General features: G+C 69.6%; 19 protein-coding genes and 1 tRNA gene. 9 read left to right on the top strand and 11 right to left on the bottom strand.

From position 1 onward, the window contains the following. The 3 genes from ACFU7D_RS05630 to ACFU7D_RS05620 all read right to left on the bottom strand — a co-directional run. A partial coding sequence (locus ACFU7D_RS05630) for a phosphoglyceromutase (RefSeq protein ID WP_378864395.1) occupies positions 1-716 on the bottom strand: 716 nt, incomplete at its 3' end. Next, positions 716-1474: a hypothetical protein gene (locus tag ACFU7D_RS05625; protein ID WP_378864392.1), complete on the bottom strand. Its 759-nt coding sequence runs from the start codon at positions 1472-1474 to the stop codon at positions 716-718. The genes ACFU7D_RS05630 and ACFU7D_RS05625, both read right to left, overlap by 1 nt. A 43-nt stretch (positions 1475-1517) precedes the next feature. After that, positions 1518-2363, bottom strand: coding sequence for a hypothetical protein (locus tag ACFU7D_RS05620; RefSeq protein WP_378864390.1), 846 nt, complete (start codon positions 2361-2363; stop codon positions 1518-1520). 235 nt (positions 2364-2598) lie between these two features. On the opposite strand from ACFU7D_RS05620, the gene ACFU7D_RS05615 reads away from it, so the two are divergent. Both ACFU7D_RS05615 and ACFU7D_RS05610 read left to right on the top strand, forming a co-directional pair. Then, entirely contained in the window at positions 2599-3084 is a 486-nt protein-coding gene (locus ACFU7D_RS05615) for a CarD family transcriptional regulator (protein WP_008360791.1), read from the top strand. Between the two features lie 79 nt (positions 3085-3163). After that, positions 3164-3763, top strand: coding sequence for a hypothetical protein (locus tag ACFU7D_RS05610; protein WP_378864387.1), 600 nt, complete (start codon positions 3164-3166; stop codon positions 3761-3763). A gap of 4 nt (positions 3764-3767) precedes the next feature. Here the strand turns inward: ACFU7D_RS05610 and ACFU7D_RS05605 are convergent, their stop codons facing one another. Then, complete coding sequence (locus ACFU7D_RS05605; RefSeq protein WP_378864384.1) at positions 3768-4460, bottom strand: 2-C-methyl-D-erythritol 4-phosphate cytidylyltransferase; 693 nt, start codon at positions 4458-4460, stop codon at positions 3768-3770. Positions 4461-4629: 169 nt separating this feature from the next. Between ACFU7D_RS05605 and nirD the strand changes: the two genes are divergently transcribed. The 5 genes from nirD to ACFU7D_RS05580 all read left to right on the top strand — a co-directional run bounded on the left by nirD (position 4630) and on the right by ACFU7D_RS05580 (position 9606). Then, a complete protein-coding gene (gene nirD, locus ACFU7D_RS05600; RefSeq protein WP_378864381.1) occupies positions 4630-4998 on the top strand; it encodes a nitrite reductase small subunit NirD in 369 nt (122 codons plus the stop codon). A 27-nt stretch (positions 4999-5025) separates the two neighbouring features. Then, positions 5026-5505, top strand: a complete 480-nt coding sequence (gene ispF / locus ACFU7D_RS05595; protein WP_378864378.1) for a 2-C-methyl-D-erythritol 2,4-cyclodiphosphate synthase — start codon at positions 5026-5028, stop codon at positions 5503-5505. 116 nt (positions 5506-5621) lie between these two features. Beyond that, complete coding sequence (gene cysS, locus ACFU7D_RS05590) at positions 5622-7079, top strand: cysteine--tRNA ligase (RefSeq protein ID WP_378864375.1); 1458 nt, start codon at positions 5622-5624, stop codon at positions 7077-7079. Continuing rightward, positions 7079-8035 carry a 23S rRNA (guanosine(2251)-2'-O)-methyltransferase RlmB gene (gene rlmB / locus ACFU7D_RS05585; RefSeq protein ID WP_378864372.1) on the top strand — a complete coding sequence of 319 codons (957 nt, stop codon included), beginning with the start codon at positions 7079-7081 and terminating at the stop codon, positions 8033-8035. The genes cysS and rlmB overlap by 1 nt, the downstream gene beginning before the upstream one ends. Before the next feature lie 50 nt (positions 8036-8085). Next, on the top strand, positions 8086-9606 hold the full coding sequence (locus tag ACFU7D_RS05580) for a metallophosphoesterase (protein WP_378864369.1): 1521 nt from the start codon (positions 8086-8088) through the stop codon (positions 9604-9606). Positions 9607-9629: 23 nt separating this feature from the next. Here ACFU7D_RS05580 and ACFU7D_RS05575 read toward each other — a convergent pair whose 3' ends face one another. Genes ACFU7D_RS05575 through ACFU7D_RS05565 form a run of 3 tightly spaced genes read right to left on the bottom strand, consistent with a single transcriptional unit; the run spans position 9630 to position 12442 of the window. Beyond that, positions 9630-10742, bottom strand: a complete 1113-nt coding sequence (locus ACFU7D_RS05575; RefSeq protein ID WP_378864367.1) for an ABC transporter substrate-binding protein — start codon at positions 10740-10742, stop codon at positions 9630-9632. Between the two features lie 24 nt (positions 10743-10766). Next, the gene (locus tag ACFU7D_RS05570) at positions 10767-11546 is read right to left on the bottom strand and encodes an amino acid ABC transporter ATP-binding protein (RefSeq protein WP_378724659.1); all 780 of its coding nucleotides are present in this window, start codon (positions 11544-11546) and stop codon (positions 10767-10769) included. Then, positions 11543-12442, bottom strand: coding sequence for an amino acid ABC transporter permease (locus ACFU7D_RS05565; RefSeq protein WP_378724661.1), 900 nt, complete (start codon positions 12440-12442; stop codon positions 11543-11545). The genes ACFU7D_RS05570 and ACFU7D_RS05565 overlap by 4 nt, the downstream gene beginning before the upstream one ends. A gap of 67 nt (positions 12443-12509) precedes the next feature. Here ACFU7D_RS05565 and ACFU7D_RS05560 point away from each other — a divergent pair, with 67 nt between their 5' ends. Together ACFU7D_RS05560 and ACFU7D_RS05555 are read left to right on the top strand one after the other, a co-directional pair. Beyond that, positions 12510-13226 (top strand): GNAT family N-acetyltransferase, encoded by a 717-nt coding sequence (locus ACFU7D_RS05560; RefSeq protein ID WP_378864364.1) that lies wholly within the window; start codon positions 12510-12512, stop codon positions 13224-13226. A 69-nt stretch (positions 13227-13295) separates the two neighbouring features. Then, a tRNA-Thr gene (locus ACFU7D_RS05555) sits at positions 13296-13368 on the top strand. A 12-nt stretch (positions 13369-13380) separates the two neighbouring features. Here the strand turns inward: ACFU7D_RS05555 and pdxY are convergent. Genes pdxY through ACFU7D_RS05535 form a run of 4 tightly spaced genes read right to left on the bottom strand, consistent with a single transcriptional unit; the run spans position 13381 to position 16179 of the window. Next, positions 13381-14229, bottom strand: a complete 849-nt coding sequence (pdxY, locus tag ACFU7D_RS05550; protein ID WP_378864361.1) for a pyridoxal kinase PdxY — start codon at positions 14227-14229, stop codon at positions 13381-13383. Positions 14230-14252: 23 nt separating this feature from the next. Continuing rightward, positions 14253-14858: a rhomboid family intramembrane serine protease gene (locus ACFU7D_RS05545; RefSeq protein WP_378724666.1), complete on the bottom strand. Its 606-nt coding sequence runs from the start codon at positions 14856-14858 to the stop codon at positions 14253-14255. A 14-nt stretch (positions 14859-14872) separates the two neighbouring features. Then, positions 14873-15433: a hypothetical protein gene (locus ACFU7D_RS05540; RefSeq protein WP_378724668.1), complete on the bottom strand. Its 561-nt coding sequence runs from the start codon at positions 15431-15433 to the stop codon at positions 14873-14875. 56 nt (positions 15434-15489) lie between these two features. Further along, on the bottom strand, positions 15490-16179 hold the full coding sequence (locus ACFU7D_RS05535; protein ID WP_378724670.1) for a uracil-DNA glycosylase: 690 nt from the start codon (positions 16177-16179) through the stop codon (positions 15490-15492). Positions 16180-16230: the final 51 nt, after the last annotated feature.

The raw sequence follows: 16230 nt of genomic DNA, 5'->3' as shown, positions 1-16230 counted from the left end.
GCCTCGGCCGCGGCGGCCGCGGCCTCGGGGTCGAGGTAGGTGCCGCCGGCGACGACCGGCTTCAGCGACTCGTCGAGCTCGTAGACCAACGGCTGGCCCGTGGGGATGTTGAGCTTGGCGATCTCGGTGTCGGAGATGTTGTCGAGGTGCTTGACCAGCGCACGCAGGCTGTTGCCGTGGGCGGTCACGAGGACGGTCTTGCCGGTCTGGAGGTCGGGCACGATCGCCGACTCCCAGTAGGGGATCATCCGGGCGACGACGTCCTTGAGGCACTCGGTCGCGGGCACGTCGATGTCGGCGTAGCGCGGGTCACCGGCCTGGGAGAACTCGGAGTCGGCCTCGATCGGCGGCGGCGGTACGTCATAGGAACGACGCCACAGCTGGAACTGCTCCTCGCCGAACTTCTTCAGTGTCTCGGACTTGTTCCTGCCCTGGAGCGCGCCGTAGTGGCGCTCGTTGAGGCGCCAGTCGCGGCGCACCGGGATCCAGTGGCGGTCGGCGGCGTCGAGGGCGATGTTGGCCGTGTTGATCGCGCGGCGCAGCAGGCTCGTGTGGACCAGGTCGGGAAGGATCCCGGCATCGGTCAGCAGCTTCCCGCCGTTGACGGCCTCGGCCCGGCCCTTGTCGGTGAGGTCGACGTCGACCCAGCCCGTCGACAGGTTGAGCGCGTTCCACTCGCTCTCGCCGTGACGCAGAAGGACGAGCTTGTAGGTCATCAGTGAGCTTCCTCGGCACCGGGCAGAGCGGCCGGGGGGAACTCGCACGAGTAGGGGTCCTCGGCCTCGCCGTGCGCCTCACCCTCGGTCTCGGTGGCGTGCTCGCCCTCGGCGGACTCGTCGGCCGGCAGGGTCGACGCCTCCTCGGTGCCCTCGGCGGCTTCCTCACCGGCAGCGCCCTCGGACGCCTGGTCCTCCGCGTTCTTGCCCTTCTTCGCGGGCTTCGTGGTCTCGTCGGCGACGGCGGCGACGACCTCGGCGTACGGACCGCACTGGGTGACGACCGGGACGTTGATGGTCCGCTCCTCACCGTCGGAGAAGGTGAAGGTCATCGGGATGCTGTCGCCCGGCTTGAAGTCGCCGGTGACCGCGATGCCACCGACGGTCGGGTCGGCCAGGTTGATGATGCCGGACTTCGGCAGCTCGATCGGGGTGAACGACTCGGGCGTGACCGTCTCCTCGGCCTCGGTCCCCGTGGCGATGGAGGTGACCGACGGCAGCGCCTTGCCGGTGACCGCCGGGTTGATCGCCGGGTCGAGCGAGAAGGTGCCGACCAGGACGCCGGAGCCTTCCTGCGCGGTCACGATGCGAGCGGCGTTGATCCGGATGGCACCGTCGAGCGTCGAGCCACCGTGGGTGATCTCGTTGGGCCGGTCGGTCGCGTAGTCGAAGCTGCTGCAGGCGGTGAGCGCCGGGAGGGCGAGAGCCACGAGTGCGCCCGTCACTGCGAGCCGCTTCTGCATAACCTTGGTCGTCACGCGCGACACTCTATCCGCCCGATACTGCGATATCGGAAAAGGGTCAGGCACGTAGGCCGACGGCGCTCGCGGCGTACAGCATCCCGCCGATCACCGCGGCGATGTAGACCAGCGTGACGAGGAGGAGCTTGCCGGCCCCGAGCTTCAGTCCCGCCCTGAGCGGCAGGTACGTCCACTTGTCCTGGTTGTCGGCGACCAGGCCCCACAGCGCGGTCAGGAAGTGCACACCCACGCCGAGCGCCGCGGCGAGCGCGACCATCACCCAGTGGGGCGGTCCGCCCGAGGACTCACCGGCCCAGCCGGCGTACGAGAGATATCCGGGGTAGCAGGCGAAGGCCGCCGCCCACAGGACCCAGGAGAAGAGGCCCTTGCGCAGCAGTACGTTGGCGAGCATCCCGAGCACCAGCGAGCCGAGGTAGAACAGCCCCGCCACCGTGCCCGCGGTGACCGAGAGCGGAATGACGAGCAGTACGCCGCAGCACAGTGCGAACCAGACGCCGCCCGGTTCGAGCCGGCCGTCCGAGATCGGCTTGCCCTCGCGCTCGTGACGACGGTCGACGACCTGGTCGACGAGGTCGTTGTGCCAGCCGAGCACGGCCTGGCCGACGAGCACGGTCACCGCGATCAGCGTCACCTCGCGTGTCGTCATCCCGGCGAGGACGGCCGCCACCGACAGGCCGATGGCCGTCAGCACCGCCTGCCGGGGGTGGGCGGAGCGGATGAGGAGGAGCGGGGCCCAGTTGCCGATCTTGTCCATGACGCTTGCTCTGCCTGCCGGGGCATCAGGAACGGCCGACGCGCTGGCCTGCGTCTGTTCCGGGTCCTGATCCTGGGCGTGCGACGACACGGTGAAGATGGTCTTGGGGGCGCTCTGCGATGCATTCGCCATGGCGGCAGTATCGGGCACTCGGCCGAGCCGCGCAGGACAACAGGCTGGCTACGGCGAGATTTCGGCGTCGTTTCGAAATCAGCCATGCTGCCACGCCTGGCGGGCCTGCGCGCGCGGAACCACACAAGTCGTCAATCTGTCAACCCCAGATTGAGCCCCTGACCTGCGCAAACACGGAATCCGAATTCTAAGATCCGTGGTAGACTTATGGACCTAGGAAGGGGTACCTAAAAATATGACTTTCACCGTCGGCGAGACCGTCGTATACCCGAACCATGGCGCGGCCGTCATCGAAGACATCGAGATGCGCACCATCAAGGGCGAGGAGCGGCAGTATCTGGTCCTCCGCATCATCGCTCAGCAGGACCTCGTGGTGCGTGTTCCGGCCAACAACCTCGAGCTCGTCGGAGTTCGAGACGTCGTAGACAAGGACGGGCTTGATCGAGTCTTCGAGGTGCTTCGTGCGGAGCACGTCGAAGAGCCGACCAACTGGTCGCGTCGTTACAAGGCAAACCTGGAGAAGCTGCACAGCGGCGATGTCATGAAGGTCGCCGAGGTCGTGCGTGACCTGTGGCGTCGTGAGCGTGACCGTGGCCTCTCCGCCGGGGAGAAGCGCATGCTCGCCAAGGCACGCCAGATCCTCGTCTCGGAGCTCGCGCTGTGCGAGCACACCAACGAAGACAAGGCTGAAGTCCTCCTCGACGAGGTGCTGGCCAGCTGAGGCTGGTTTCGGTCTGCGTTACAGGCTCCGGGGAAACCCGGGGCCTGTTTCGCGTTTTCGTGCGGATACGGTGACTCCCATGGAGGACCCCTACGCCGACTACGACGAGATCGACGAGACCGCCGAGGTCCCGCCGGCTCTCGGGATCGTCGCCGAGGACGGCCGCGGATCGCTGCCGTTCGCGCTGATCCACGGTGAGGCGCTGGTCGCCGCAGCGACGTGGTCCCTCGGGGAGTCCGGTGTGACCCCGGTCGACTTCACCACCTCGTGGGAAGGGATGGTCGCGGCCGAGGAGCCGCTGGTCCTGCACGACTCGCTGTGCCCGATGACCCCGCCGGCCTTCATCGCCCACTGTGTCACGACCGCGCTCGCGCGCGAGGCGGTCGTGGTCGGCGTACGCCCGGTGACGGATACGGTCAAGAAGCTCGGTATCGAGGACGGGGTGCCGATCCTCGGCGAGACCGTCGACCGGTCAGCGCTCGTCTCGGTCGCCTCGCCGATCGTGCTGCCTCCGGCTGTCGTCGCCGCGCTGGACGACTGGCCCGCCGGCGACTTCGCCGAGATCGCGGGGGCGCTGGCCCGCCGGTTCCCGGTCGTCTCGGTCGAGGCGCCTCCGGTCGGTCGCCGGGTCGGGTCCGAGGATGACGTACGCCTGCTCGAGGCGCTCTCGCGCGGCTGAGCGGTCAGCTGAGCAGCGCCGCGGCCGCCTGCAGGTCGTCGGCGAAGGTCACCTTGAGGTTCAGCGGAGAGCTGGGCACGGCGACGATGCGTACGCCGGACGCGTAGCGCTCCAGCGTCGCGCCGGTGTCGGTGCCGTCGAAGCCGTCCGCCGCGGCCCGGGCATAGGCGGCCAGCAGGTCGGATGCCCGGAACGCCTGCGGTGTCTGTACGCCGACGAGGGCACCTGCCACGGGCTGCAGGTCGCGCGTCGAGAGGTGGGTGAGCGGCGCGGCGGGGATGGCGCCACCGTGCTCGCCGGCGGCGGCGATGACCGCGAGGAAGAGCTCGGGTGCGGCCAGCGGCCGGGCGGTGTCGTGGATCGCGACCACGTCGATCTCGCCGGCCTCGATGTCGGCCCGGAGCACGGCGAGCGCGGCCTGCTCGGAGGCATGGCGGGTGTCGCCGCCGTCCACCATTGCGACCTCGCGATCGCCGAGCAGAGGCTGCGCGACGGCCGCGACTGCCTCCTCGTCGCCGCTGCGTACGACCAGGACGAGGCGGCGCACGTCAGGCACCTCCAGCGCGGTCCGGAGCGAGAGGCCGAGGGCTGAGGAGGCCGGATCGTCGGACCCGTCGAGCGGGAGCAGCACCTTGTTGGTGGCGGCTCCGACGCGGGTGCCGGATCCGGCGGCCAGGAGGACGAGAGCGGCGGGCACCCCTGGAGGCTATCCGTTCGGTGGAGGAGGGGGCAGAGGGGCTGGGCGCTGGTGTTTACGCACCCGTAACAAAGCGAAACAGGAGGTGACCACGACGCCCCATAGCGTTCAAATCCACCGAAGGGAGGACCCGACGAATGTCGACGAAGCGGCTCGGGCCGGCGACGTCATGAGCGAGCGCCAGCAAGCCCAGCGAGACGACCAGAGAGACTGGCAGTCCGTCTGCCCGGTCGATGCGCTCGAGGTCAAGCGCGGCGCCACGGCGCTGGTCCACGGGCAGGCCATCGCCATCTTCCGGATGTCCGACGACGTCGTCTACGCCCTCGGAAACCACGACCCGTTCGCCAAGGCGTCGGTGATCGCCAAGGGCATCGTCGGGGTGCGCGACGGAGTGCCGTTCGTGGCCTCGCCGGCTCACCGGCACGGGTTCGACCTGCGTACGGGTCAGTGCCTGGACGACCCGCACGTGACCATCCCCGTCTACGAGGTCCGAGTCGTCGACGGGCTCATCCACGTCGGGCACCGGAAGGTCGCCTGAGACGGGACATCTGGGAGACTGCGGAGCGTGCAGCTTCCTCTGGTCGGCATCGGGACCGACGTACACAGCCTGGCCGACGGTGTCCCGATGCATGTGGCCGGTCTGGCCTTCCCGGACGAGAAGCAGGGCCTGGCGGGGCACTCCGACGGCGACGTCGCGGCCCACGCCTGCTGCGACGCGCTCTTCTCCGCTGCGGGACTCGGCGACCTGGGGTCCAACTTCGGCACCTCCGAGCCCGAGTGGGCAGGGGCGGCCGGGGTCGTCCTGCTCGCCGAGGCCGCGCGCCGGGTCCGTGAGGCCGGTTTCGAGATCGGGAACATCGCGGTGCAGGTGATCGGCAACCGGCCCAAGATCGGTCCGCGGCGCGACGAGGCCAACCAGGCGCTCTCCGCCGCGGCGGCCGCGCCGGTCACGGTGACCGCGACGACCTCCGACGGCCTGGGGCTTACGGGGCGCGGCGAGGGCGTAGCCGCGATAGCAACCGCGCTCATCGTGCCGCGCCGGTAGCGCAGGCGCGAGGATGCCGACGCGGCCCGATGAAATACCCGTTGTTCGCTCGCTGGCGCTCGCTCATCGTGCGTCGCGATAGGTAGGGAACCCGCGTACGTCCCTAGACTTGGGGTATGGCACTTCGGCTCTACGACTCGGCGACCCGTGAAGTACGTGACTTCACACCCTTGCAGCCCGGCAAGGCGTCGCTCTATGTCTGTGGCCTGACCGTGCAGAGCGAGCCGCATGTCGGGCATGTGCGGAGCGGGGTGAACTTCGACGTGCTGCAGCGGTGGCTGCGGGCGTCGGGCTACGAGACCACGTTCATCCGCAACGTGACCGATATCGACGACAAGATCCTGGCGAAGTCCGCGGACCAGGGCCGACCTTGGTACAACCTCGCCTACGACATGCACCGCGAGCTCGACGCCGCCTACGCCTCGCTCAACGTCGCCCGCCCGACCTACGAGCCGCTGGCCACCGGTCACATCCCCGAGATCATCGCGCTGATCGAGGAGCTGATCGCGAAGGGGCACGCCTACGCCGCCGAGGACGGCTCGGCCGACGTCTACTTCGACGTGCGCTCCTGGCCCTCCTACGGCGAGCTGTCGGGGCAGAAGGTCGACGACATGGAGGCCGCGGCCGACGCCGACCCACGGGGCAAGCGCGACCCTCGTGACTTCGCGCTGTGGAAGGGCCGGAAGGTCTCCGAGCCGGAGACCGCCTCCTGGCCCTCGCCCTGGGGGCTGGGCCGTCCGGGCTGGCACATCGAGTGCTCGGCGATGGCCGGGAAATACCTCGGGCCCGCCTTCGACTTCCACGGCGGTGGCCTCGACCTGCGCTTCCCGCACCACGAGAACGAGCAGGCGCAGTCGCGCGCTGCCGGTCGCCCCTTCGCGAGCTATTGGCTCCACAACGCCTGGATCACCACCTCGGGCGAGAAGATGTCGAAGTCGCTGGGCAACTCGCTGGTCATCCCCGAGGTCCTGAAGAAGGTACGCGGCATCGAGCTGCGCTACTACCTGGTCGCGGCCCACTACCGGTCCCACGTCGAGTTCTCCTTCGCTGCCCTGGACGAGGCGGCGTTGGCGTTCCAGCGGATCGAGGGCTTCCTGGAGCGCGTTGAAGCCGGCTTGCAGCTGAACGACCTGTTGAAGATCAAGTCCGTTGACGTGGACACCGAGGATGACGACCTCACCGCCGCTGCGGCGTGGGACGCCTTTGCGTCAGCGATGGACGACGACCTTGGTACGCCCGCGGCGGTCGCAGTTATCCACAACACCGTCCGCCGGGCTAACCGGTTCCTTGGTGATCTGCAATCGGAGCGAGCGAAGGAACTGGCTGGGGAGGTTCGCCGCATGCTTGACGTTCTTGGCTTGGACCCCGCCGACCCGGCGTGGGGTCCGACGAGCGGGGACGACGAGAAGCTCACCGGCGCGCTCGACGTACTAGTTCGCGGGGTCCTGGACGAGCGTGCCGAGGCGCGCGCCGCCAAGGACTGGGCCCGCGCAGATGCCATGCGAGACCGGCTCAAGGACGCCGGGATCGAGATCGAGGACACCCCTGAGGGTCCGAAATGGAGCGTTAACTGATGGCAGGCAACTCCCAGCGTCGCGGAGCGATCGCGAAGGGACGCAAGAAGGGTGCCCAGGTGGGCACCGGCGGCAACCGGCGCAAGGGCCTCGAGGGCAAGGGCCCGACGCCGAGGGCGGTCGACCGGCCCTACCACAAGGCGCACAAGGCGGCCCAGGCCGCCGAGAAGCGAGCCGGCAAGGGGCCGCGCAAGCGGGCCGCCGGCGACGCCGAGTGGATCATCGGACGCAACTCCGTGGTCGAGGCGCTGCGCGAGGACGTACCGGTCAACGGGCTCTACGTCGCCGAGGGTGCCGAGCGCGACGGGCGGCTCCGCGAGGCGTTCATGCTCGCCTCCGAGAAGGGCATCTCGCTGCTCGAGGTGACCAAGGTCGAGCTCGACCGGCTGACCGGCTTCAACGGCCACCAGGGTCTGGCCGCGCGGATCCCGGCCTATGAGTACGCCCACGCCGACGACCTGATCGACCGGGCGGCCGAGACCGGGGAGAAGGCGCTGATCGTGGCGCTGGACCAGGTCACCGACCCGCGCAACCTCGGTGCGATCGTCCGCTCCGCGGCCGCCTTCGGCGCTCACGGCGTGGTCATCCCCGAGCGGCGTGCCGCGGGCATGACCGCCGCCGCCTGGAAGACGAGCGCCGGTGCCGCGTCGCGGATCCCGGTCGCTCAGACGGTCAACCTGACCCGGCAGCTGAAGGCCTACCAGGAGGCCGGCTGCATGGTCGTCGGGCTCGACATGGAGGGTGACATCACGCTGCCCGAGCTGGGTGCCCCCGACGGCCTCGCCGACGGTCCGCTGGTGATCGTCGTCGGTGCCGAGGGTGGTGGGCTCTCCCGCCTGGTCCAGGAAACCTGCGACCAGATAGTGTCGATCCCGATGGTCAACTCCGTAGAGTCCCTCAATGCCGGCGTCGCCGCGTCGGTCGTGCTCTACGCGGTCGCGGAGGCGCGTCGCTGACTTCTCGCCGCGCTCTGTTTCGGGGCCTCGCCTTCTGGGCGGGGCTCGGAGTGCTGTGGCTCGTGCTGGCCGTGGCGCTGAGCGCGTGGCTCTTCCTGTCCAGCGAACGCCAGGTGGTCCTGGCCGGCCACGACTCGGTCCTGCGCCCGACGCTGTCGGGGAAGGCGATCATCCACACCGGACCGGTGCTGCCTGACGTACGTCTGGACATCGGTGGCCCGATCGGTGTCGACGTCGCCCTCGGCAAGACCGAGCTGCGGTCGATGGACGAGCTCTTCGAGCGCTACGCGGTGCTCGGCTCGGCCCCCGACGGCCAGCGCGCGGTCGTGGTGGACCAGGTCGAGTCGATGCTCGTCGCGGCCGTGCTCCGCGGCGCCGCCGTCTCGTTGGCGATCGTCGCCGGAGGAGTTCTGCTGTGGTGGCTTCCCGGCTCCCAACGCCGGGCTGACCTGCGCAGACGTGTCAAGGAATCGGCCCACACCCGGCACGGCCTCACCACCGCGGGCATCGGCGTGGTCACGGTGGCGGTGCTCGCGGTCGCGGTCTGGCAGCCCTGGGGCGAGCCCGGAGCGCCTGCCGCCGACAAGGAGGCCGGACCGGTCGCCGGCGACTGGACCCCGCTGGCCGACTTCCTCGGCGCGGATATCCCCGTGCCCGAGGAGCTGGCCGACGTGGAGGTCCGCGGCGACGCCTATGCCAACCAGACCCGCCGGCTCGTGGCCAGCGCCGTCGACACCTACAACTCCAGCCGGATCTTCTACGAGAAGGTGGTCGCGAAGGTGCCGGACCTGGCGCTGCGCGAGCCGGGCGAGGACGAGACCGTGTCGGTACTCGTCTCCGATCGCCACGACAACGTCGGCATGGACTCCGTGGTGCGCGCGATCGCCGACGAGGGCGGCGCGACCGGCATCCTCGACGCCGGGGACGACACCTCGACCGGGTCCGACTGGGAGACCTTCTCCCTCGACTCGCTCACCGACGCCAGCGACGGCCTGGACAAGTGGGCGGTCACCGGCAACCACGACCACGGCCCGACGGTCGGCTCCTACCTGGCAGACAGCGGCTGGACCATGCTCGACGGCGAGGTCGTCGACGGCCCCGGTGGCTCGACGCTCCTGGGTGTCCCCGATCCGCGCACCAGCGGCCTCGGCAACTGGATCGATGAGAAGGGCGTCACCCTCGAGGAGGCCGGCGAGAAGCTGGCCGACATCGCCTGTGCCTCGAAGGAGGAGGGTGAGCCCGTCGCGACCCTCCTCGTCCACGACCCGTCGCTGGGCCGCGAGACCCTACGCCGGGGCTGCGCGACCCTCGTCGTCGGCGGCCACCGCCACGTCCACCAGGGGCCGAGCGAGGTGACCGGCGAGAACGGCGACGTGGGGTGGACCTACACCAACGGCACCACCGGCGGCGCCGCGTACGCCTTCGCGATGGGCAAGATCCGCCGCACCGCCGAGGTCACGCTGATCACCTACGCCGACGGGCTCCCCGTCGGCGTCCAGTCCGTCGAGCTGGAGACCAACGGGGCCCTCACCGCCCACGAGTACGTCCCGTTGGAGGGTGCCGGCCAGTGAGCCGGTGAGGGTCACTCAGCGGGTCACTGGTTCTCCAGCGGCAGGCCCGGCGGGTTGATCTCGGACTTCTCCACGGCCTCGTTCGAGAGGCCGTAGGTCTTCAGCCAGGTGGCGTACTGACCGTTCTCGATCAGGTAGTTGATCGCGTCGGCCAGCGCCTCGACCAGTCCGCTGTCCTTCTTGGTGGTCGCGGCGATCAGACCCTGCAGGGACTCGCCCGCGCCGGAGAACGTGCCCGAGTTGCGGAACGTGTCGTCGGTCCCGGCGATCTGGTAGGCGATGCCCGGGTTGGGGCCGAAGAACGCGTCGATCTGGCCCGACTCCAGGGCGGTCCAGGTCGCGGGGTTGTCCGGGAAGTACTTGACGTCCAGCTTCTTGCCCTCGGCCTTCAGCTTCGCCTGCCACTCCAGCAGGATCTTCTCCTGGTTGGTGCCCGAGCCGACCGCGACCTTCAGGCCGTCGAGCGCGCGGTAGTCGCCGTCGAACTTCCAGGTCGAGGTGCCGGCCGTGGCGAAGCCGAGGTTGTCCTGGCGGTAGGAGGCGAAGTCGTACTTCTGCTTGCGCTCCTCGGTGTCGGTCACATTGGAGATCGCGACATCGCTGGTGCCGGCGTCGAGGCCGACGAAGAGGTTCTGCCAGGTGGCGTTGGCCAGCTCCGGCTTCAGCCCGAGCACGGCCGCGATGAGCCGGCCGAAGTCGGGCTCGGAGCCGGTCAGGGTGGTGTTGTCGGTGCCGACGAACGCCAGCGGCGGGAAGCCGGCGGGCAGGGCTCCCTGGCCGATCTTCAGGGTCCCGCGCTCCAGGATCTCGGCCGGCACCTTCGCGCGGATCTCCTCGACCACCGGTACGTCGATGCTGGTCGGCTTCGCGGCCACCCCGGCGACCTCGCCGATCTTCACGCTGGTCACCTCGCCGTCGGTCTCGGTCGCGGTCTCCTCGTCCGAGCCTCTGCCGAGGAGGAAGGCGGCGACGACCGCGATCACGGCGACCACCGCGACGGCGGCGACGATCAACGGGGTCCGCCGGCGTGGGGGGATCTCGGGGGAGGGGCTGTCGCGCTTGGGGTCTGGCTTGTCGGTGGTCTCTGCGTCGGTGGTCTCTGTGTCGGTGGGCTCGGTGGTGGTGTCGTCGGACATGGTTGTCTCCTTAGGGGGTGGGGGTTAGCGGACCTTGCCGAGAAACTCGCGGGTGCGAGCGTGCTGAGGGTGGTCGAGCACCTGGGCCGGAGGCCCCTGCTCGACCACGACGCCGCCGTCGATGAAGACGACGTGGTCGGCGACGTCACGGGCGAAGCCGATCTCGTGGGAGACGATGACCAGTGTCTTCCCGCTCTGCGCCAGCTCCTTGATGACCGCGAGCACCTCGCCGACCAGCTCGGGGTCGAGGGCAGAGGTGGGCTCGTCGAAGAGCAGCAGCTCGGGCTCGAGCGCCAGCGCACGGGCGATCGCCACCCGCTGCTGCTGGCCGCCGGAGAGCTGGCGGGGGTAGTCGGTGCAGCGGTCCTTCAGACCGACCCGACCCAGCAGCTCGTACGCCTTGGTGTAGGCCGCATCCCAGCCGGCGACCTTGTGGGCGAGCAGCGGTTCGGCGACGTTGGCGGCGACGGTGAGGTGGGGGAAGAGGTTGAAGCTCTGCGCGACGAACCCGATCCGGCTGCGCTGCCTGCGCACCGCGCGCGGGCTGAGCTCGTGCAGGCGGCCGTTGTGCTCGCGTACGCCGATCAGCTCACCGGCCACCGAGACATAGCCGAGGTCCAGCGTCTCGAGGTGGTTGAGCGTACGCAGCAGGGTGGACTTGCCGGACCCGGACGGGCCGATGACGACCGTCACCGTCCCCGGGGGCAGGTCGAGGTCGATCCCCTTCAGGACCGGGTGAGGGCCGAAGGCTTTGTGCGCGTTGCGGACGCGTACGCCGTCGGTGGTCTTCTCGGTGATGGTCATGGGCGGACCTCCCAGCCGCGGGAGTAGTGGCGCTCGACGTAGTGCTGGAGGACGGAGAGGACCGCGGCGATGACGAGATACCAGGCGGTGCCGACCAGGAGGATGGCCACCTTGTCGCTGACGTGGGTGCTCTCGAGCTGGTAGACGATGCCGAAGAGGTCGACCAGGGAGACGTAGTAGACCAGCGAGGATGCCTTGACCAGGCCGATCAGCTGGTTGACGTAGCCGGGAACGATGCTGCGCAGCGCCTGGGGCAGGACGACCTGGCGCAGGCGGCGCCAGGGCGAGAGGCCGAGCGCGTTGGCGGCCTCGATCTGGCCGTGGTCGACCGAGAGCAGCCCGCCGCGGATGATCTCGGCGGCGAAGGCGGCCTCGTTGAGGCTGAGTCCGACGACCGCGGCCACGAACGGCACCAGCAGCCCGTCGACGTCGTAGGAGACCAGGCTCGGGCCGAACGGGATGTTGATCCCGATCTGAGGGAAGAAGAGGGAGGCGTTGAAGATGATGATGAGGAGAACGACCAGGGGCAGCGAGCGGAAGAACCAGATGTAGAACCAGCTCAGGGCGTTGACCAGCGGGTTGCCCGACATCCGACCCAGGGCCAGGACGACGCCGCCGACGAAGCCCACGACCGCACTGACCGCGGTCACCTCGAGCGTCACCAGCAGCGCGTCGAGCACGACGTCGAGGGTGAAGTAGTAGGAGATCCGGTCCCACTGGTAGGCCGGGTTGGCCGCGAGCGCGCGGACCGCCTCGACGGTGAGGGCGAGGACGACCGCAGTGACGACCCAGCGGCCGTAGTGACGGCGGGGCGCGACCCTTCTGGTGGCGAGGGGGTCCTCCGGAGGTGCTGGTGGGTCGGCCTCGGCGGCGGCCGGGGTGGCGGTGGTGGTCATGGCTTCCTCGGGTCTGGGGGACCGCTAGGCAAAACACATAATGTCTAGCGAGTTGCTAGAGAATAGGATGCCGCGCGTGACCACTGATGCGCGACCGATTGCTGAGACGAGCTCCGTCCTGGACAACATCGTCTGGGAGTCCCTCGTCGGACCGAACCGGCATCTGGGCAAGATCTCCGGGCTGGCCGCGCGCTACGACCCGCAGGTCGCCGCCTTCGCCGGGATCGCCGAGGACTCGCCCCGGGCCTGGGCTGATCTCGCCGCGCTGCTCGGGCCGGCCGGGACCTGCTTCTTCACCTCGCCACGTCCGGTTCGCCCGCCTGTCGGGTGGGAGGTCCTCGGCGGTGGCGAGGGCGTGCAGATGATCGACGACGGGGTCGTCGCGGTGCCCGACGCCGACGTCGTCGTGCTGGGGCCGGCCGACGTCCCGGAGATCCTCGATCTGATCGAGCGGACCAGGCCGGGTCCGTTCGAGCCGCGCACCATCGAGATGGGCACCTATCTCGGCATCCGCGCCGGCGGTCGCCTCGTCGCGATGGCCGGCGAGCGCAACCACCCCCGCGGCTGGACCGAGGTTAGTGCGGTCTGCACCGACGCCGACTTCCGCGGGCAGGGGCTCGCCGGGAGGCTCGTGCGGGCGGTGACGTACGGCATCAATCAGCGCGGCGAGCGCGCCCTCCTGCACGCCAGCGGCACCAACGAGAACGCCATCCGGCTCTACCAGGCCCTCGGCTTCACCCTCCGCCGCACCACCAACTTCGCCCACCTCCGCGCGCCGGTGTAGGGGCGTCGGGTGCGCACATCGGGCGGTGACTGGCTACGATTGTCTCGCCGTCGCGGAGGCGTACGGCATGCCGGTGTAGCTCAGTTGGTAGAGCGTTCGCCTTGTAAGCGAAATGTCGCGGGTTCGACTCCTGTCACCGGCTCCGATGCAGGTCTCAGCGCAGCTGAGTGACCTCGTACGTCGTCGGCGGGTTGGCGATGTCGTCCTGGGAGGCGATGAGCTCGAGCTCGCGACGGCCGGACTTCAGGGTGCGGTCGAGGATGGCGAAGAGGGTGTTCGCGGTGCGGCCGAGGGCGGCGGGGGTGGAGCCGGTCGAGAGCAGGTGGGAGAGGTAGACCGCCGCGGTGACGTCACCGCCACCGTTGGGCGAGATCGGGAGCAAGGGAGTGGTGACCGACCAGGCGCCCTCGTCGGAGACGGCGACCAGGTCCAGATGGGTCGGGTCCTTGGTGATCACCGAGGTCACGAGCACGTTCGACGGGCCGGACTCACGGACGATGTCGACGGCGGCGAGCACCTCCTGGAGCGTGTCGGTCGACTCGACGCCGGCCAGGAAGTTGAGCTCGAAGTGGTTGGGAGTGATCACGTCGGCGGCCGGGACGACCTCGTCGCGCATGAACTCCGGGATGCCTTCACGGACGAACATGCCGCGCCCGACGTCTCCCATCACCGGGTCGCAGCAGTAGAGGGCTCGCGGGTTGAGCGCCTTCACGCGGCGTACGGAATCCAGGACGATCGCGCCCACGGCGGGGTCGCCCTGGTAGCCGGACAGGACCGCGGAGACGGTGGAGAGGCCGTCGCGTTCGGAGATCCCCTCGATGACCTCCGCGACCTGGTCGGCGGCCACGACCGGTCCACGCCACGCGCCGTAGCCGGTGTGGTTGGAGAAGTTGACCGTGAGCACGGGCCAGACCTCGTGACCGAGGCGCTGGATCGGGAAGACTGCCGCCGAGTTGCCGACGTAGCCGAAGGCCACGTGCGACTGGATGGAGAGGATCTGCATGCAGCCAGTCTCCAACAACTGGTTCAGGCAGCCTTCTTCTGGGCTTGCTTCTGGGGCGGGTCGTTGAGCAGCCAGGCAGCCAGCGCACCGCCGATCGCGCCGAAGAGGTGGCCCTGCCAGGAGACACCGGTCTGCCCGGGGAGTACGCCGAGGAGCAGGCTGCCCCAGGCCAGGAAGATGAGCACGCCGATGACGATCTGGCCGACGCGGTGGCTGAACAGGCCGCGCAGGATCAGGTAGACGAGCCAGCCGAAGATCAGCATCGAGGTGCCGGCGGTGATGCTGCCCGGGGGCGACATCAGCCAGACGCCCACTCCTCCGACCACCCAGATGATGAGGGTCGCCACGATCCCGCGGCCGACGCCCGAGGCGAGCACCAGGAAGCTGAGGACGAGCGCGAACAGGGTGTTGCCGTAGAGGTGGGCCCAGCCGAAGTGGAGCACCGGGGCGAACACGATGCCGAGCAGGCCGGCGTCGGTGCGCGGCTGGATGCCGAGCGAGTCGAGCTGGTGCCCGCTGATGTAGTCGGTGGCCTCGAGCACCCACAGCAGGGCGACGAAGCCGAGCGACCACATGCCGGCCCGAATCCAGTCGGCGCGCTGGGGGCGCGTGGGGGAGTCCTGGCTCACGCCAGAAATCTTACCTACCGCTCCACAGCGGCGAGCCGTTGCTCGAGGCTCTCATAGAGGTAGGGGACGGCGGCCGGGTGCGGCCCGGTCTCGTAGAGCTCGGTGGCGAGCCCCCGGGGAGACTCCCCGGCGTGGTCGGCCGCCCAGGTCCCGCCACCCCCGGTGATCCGCCCGCCGTCGAGGGGAAGCACCGCCTCGGCCGCCAGCGCCACCCAGCGTCCGCCGCCGCCCTCGAGCCAGGCCACCGGCACGGCGTACGCCTCGCCCTCGGTCAGGTCGGCGTCGAGGGTGATCCCGCGGCCGATCTGGTGGGCTCCCTGACGGCTCCACAGGACGGTCGTGACCTCGAGCCGGTCCGTGTCGTCAGGGCCGGCGGTGCCCAGGACGAGGTGGTCGGCGAAGGTCGCCCAGTCACGTACGTCGGTCGCGGGGAACTCCGGAGGCCCGGCCCGTTCCAGGAGGATCCGTCCGCCGAGCACGGCGGCCCAGGCTGCGATCAGGACGACGACGATGGTCCCGCCGATCTTGAGTCGCCGTGACACCGACAGCGTCGGTCCGGTCGTGTTCTCGCCCACGTGACCCCCGTTCACCGCGCCGATGGGCCGATGGGCCGATCCTAATCGGAGTGAGCTCAGTCAGGCAGGGACCAGTCGATCGGGGAACCGCCCTGCTCGACCAGAAGGGCGTTGGCGCGGGAGAACGGCCGGGACCCGAAGAACCCCCGGCGTGCGGAGAGCGGCGACGGGTGGACGGACTTGATCGCGGGCACCCCGTTGAGCCGCGGCTCGAGATTCTGCGCGTGCCTGCCCCACAGGATCGCCACCAGCGGTCCGCCGCGACGGCCGAGAACGTCGATCGCCCGCCCGGTGACGTCTTCCCAGCCCTTCTTCGAGTGTGATGCGGGAGCCCCGGGGCGCACCGTCAGCGAGGTGTTGAGCAGCATCACCCCGCGGTCGGCCCAGGTCGACAGGTCGCCGTGCTCGGGCGTCTTCAGGTCGAGGTCGGTGGTCAGCTCGGCGTAGATGTTCTTCAGCGACGCAGGCAGGGGACGTACGTCCTTCTCGACCGCGAAGCTGAGCCCGATCGGGTGCCCGATCGTCGGGTAGGGGTCCTGGCCGACGATCAGGACGCGTACGTCCCGCAGCGGTCGCCGGAAGGCGTTGAAGATGCGGTCGCCGTCGGGCAGATAGGGACGCCTGGCCGCCAGCTCGTCGCGCAGGAAACGGCCCATCTGCTCGATCTGCGGCTCGGCCGGCGCCAGCGCCTCGGCCCAGTCGGCAGCCATCAGGCCCTTGTCCACGAGTCCGGCGAGTGCGCTCATAAATGATGAGGGTATCGGCTGGGACCGACGGATAAGTTGTCCGTGGCACTC

Source organism: Nocardioides sp. NPDC057577, from assembly GCF_042801335.1.
In the GTDB taxonomy this organism is placed as follows: Bacteria; Actinomycetota; Actinomycetes; order Propionibacteriales; family Nocardioidaceae; genus Nocardioides.
This window is presented reverse-complemented; position numbering and strand designations above follow the sequence as displayed.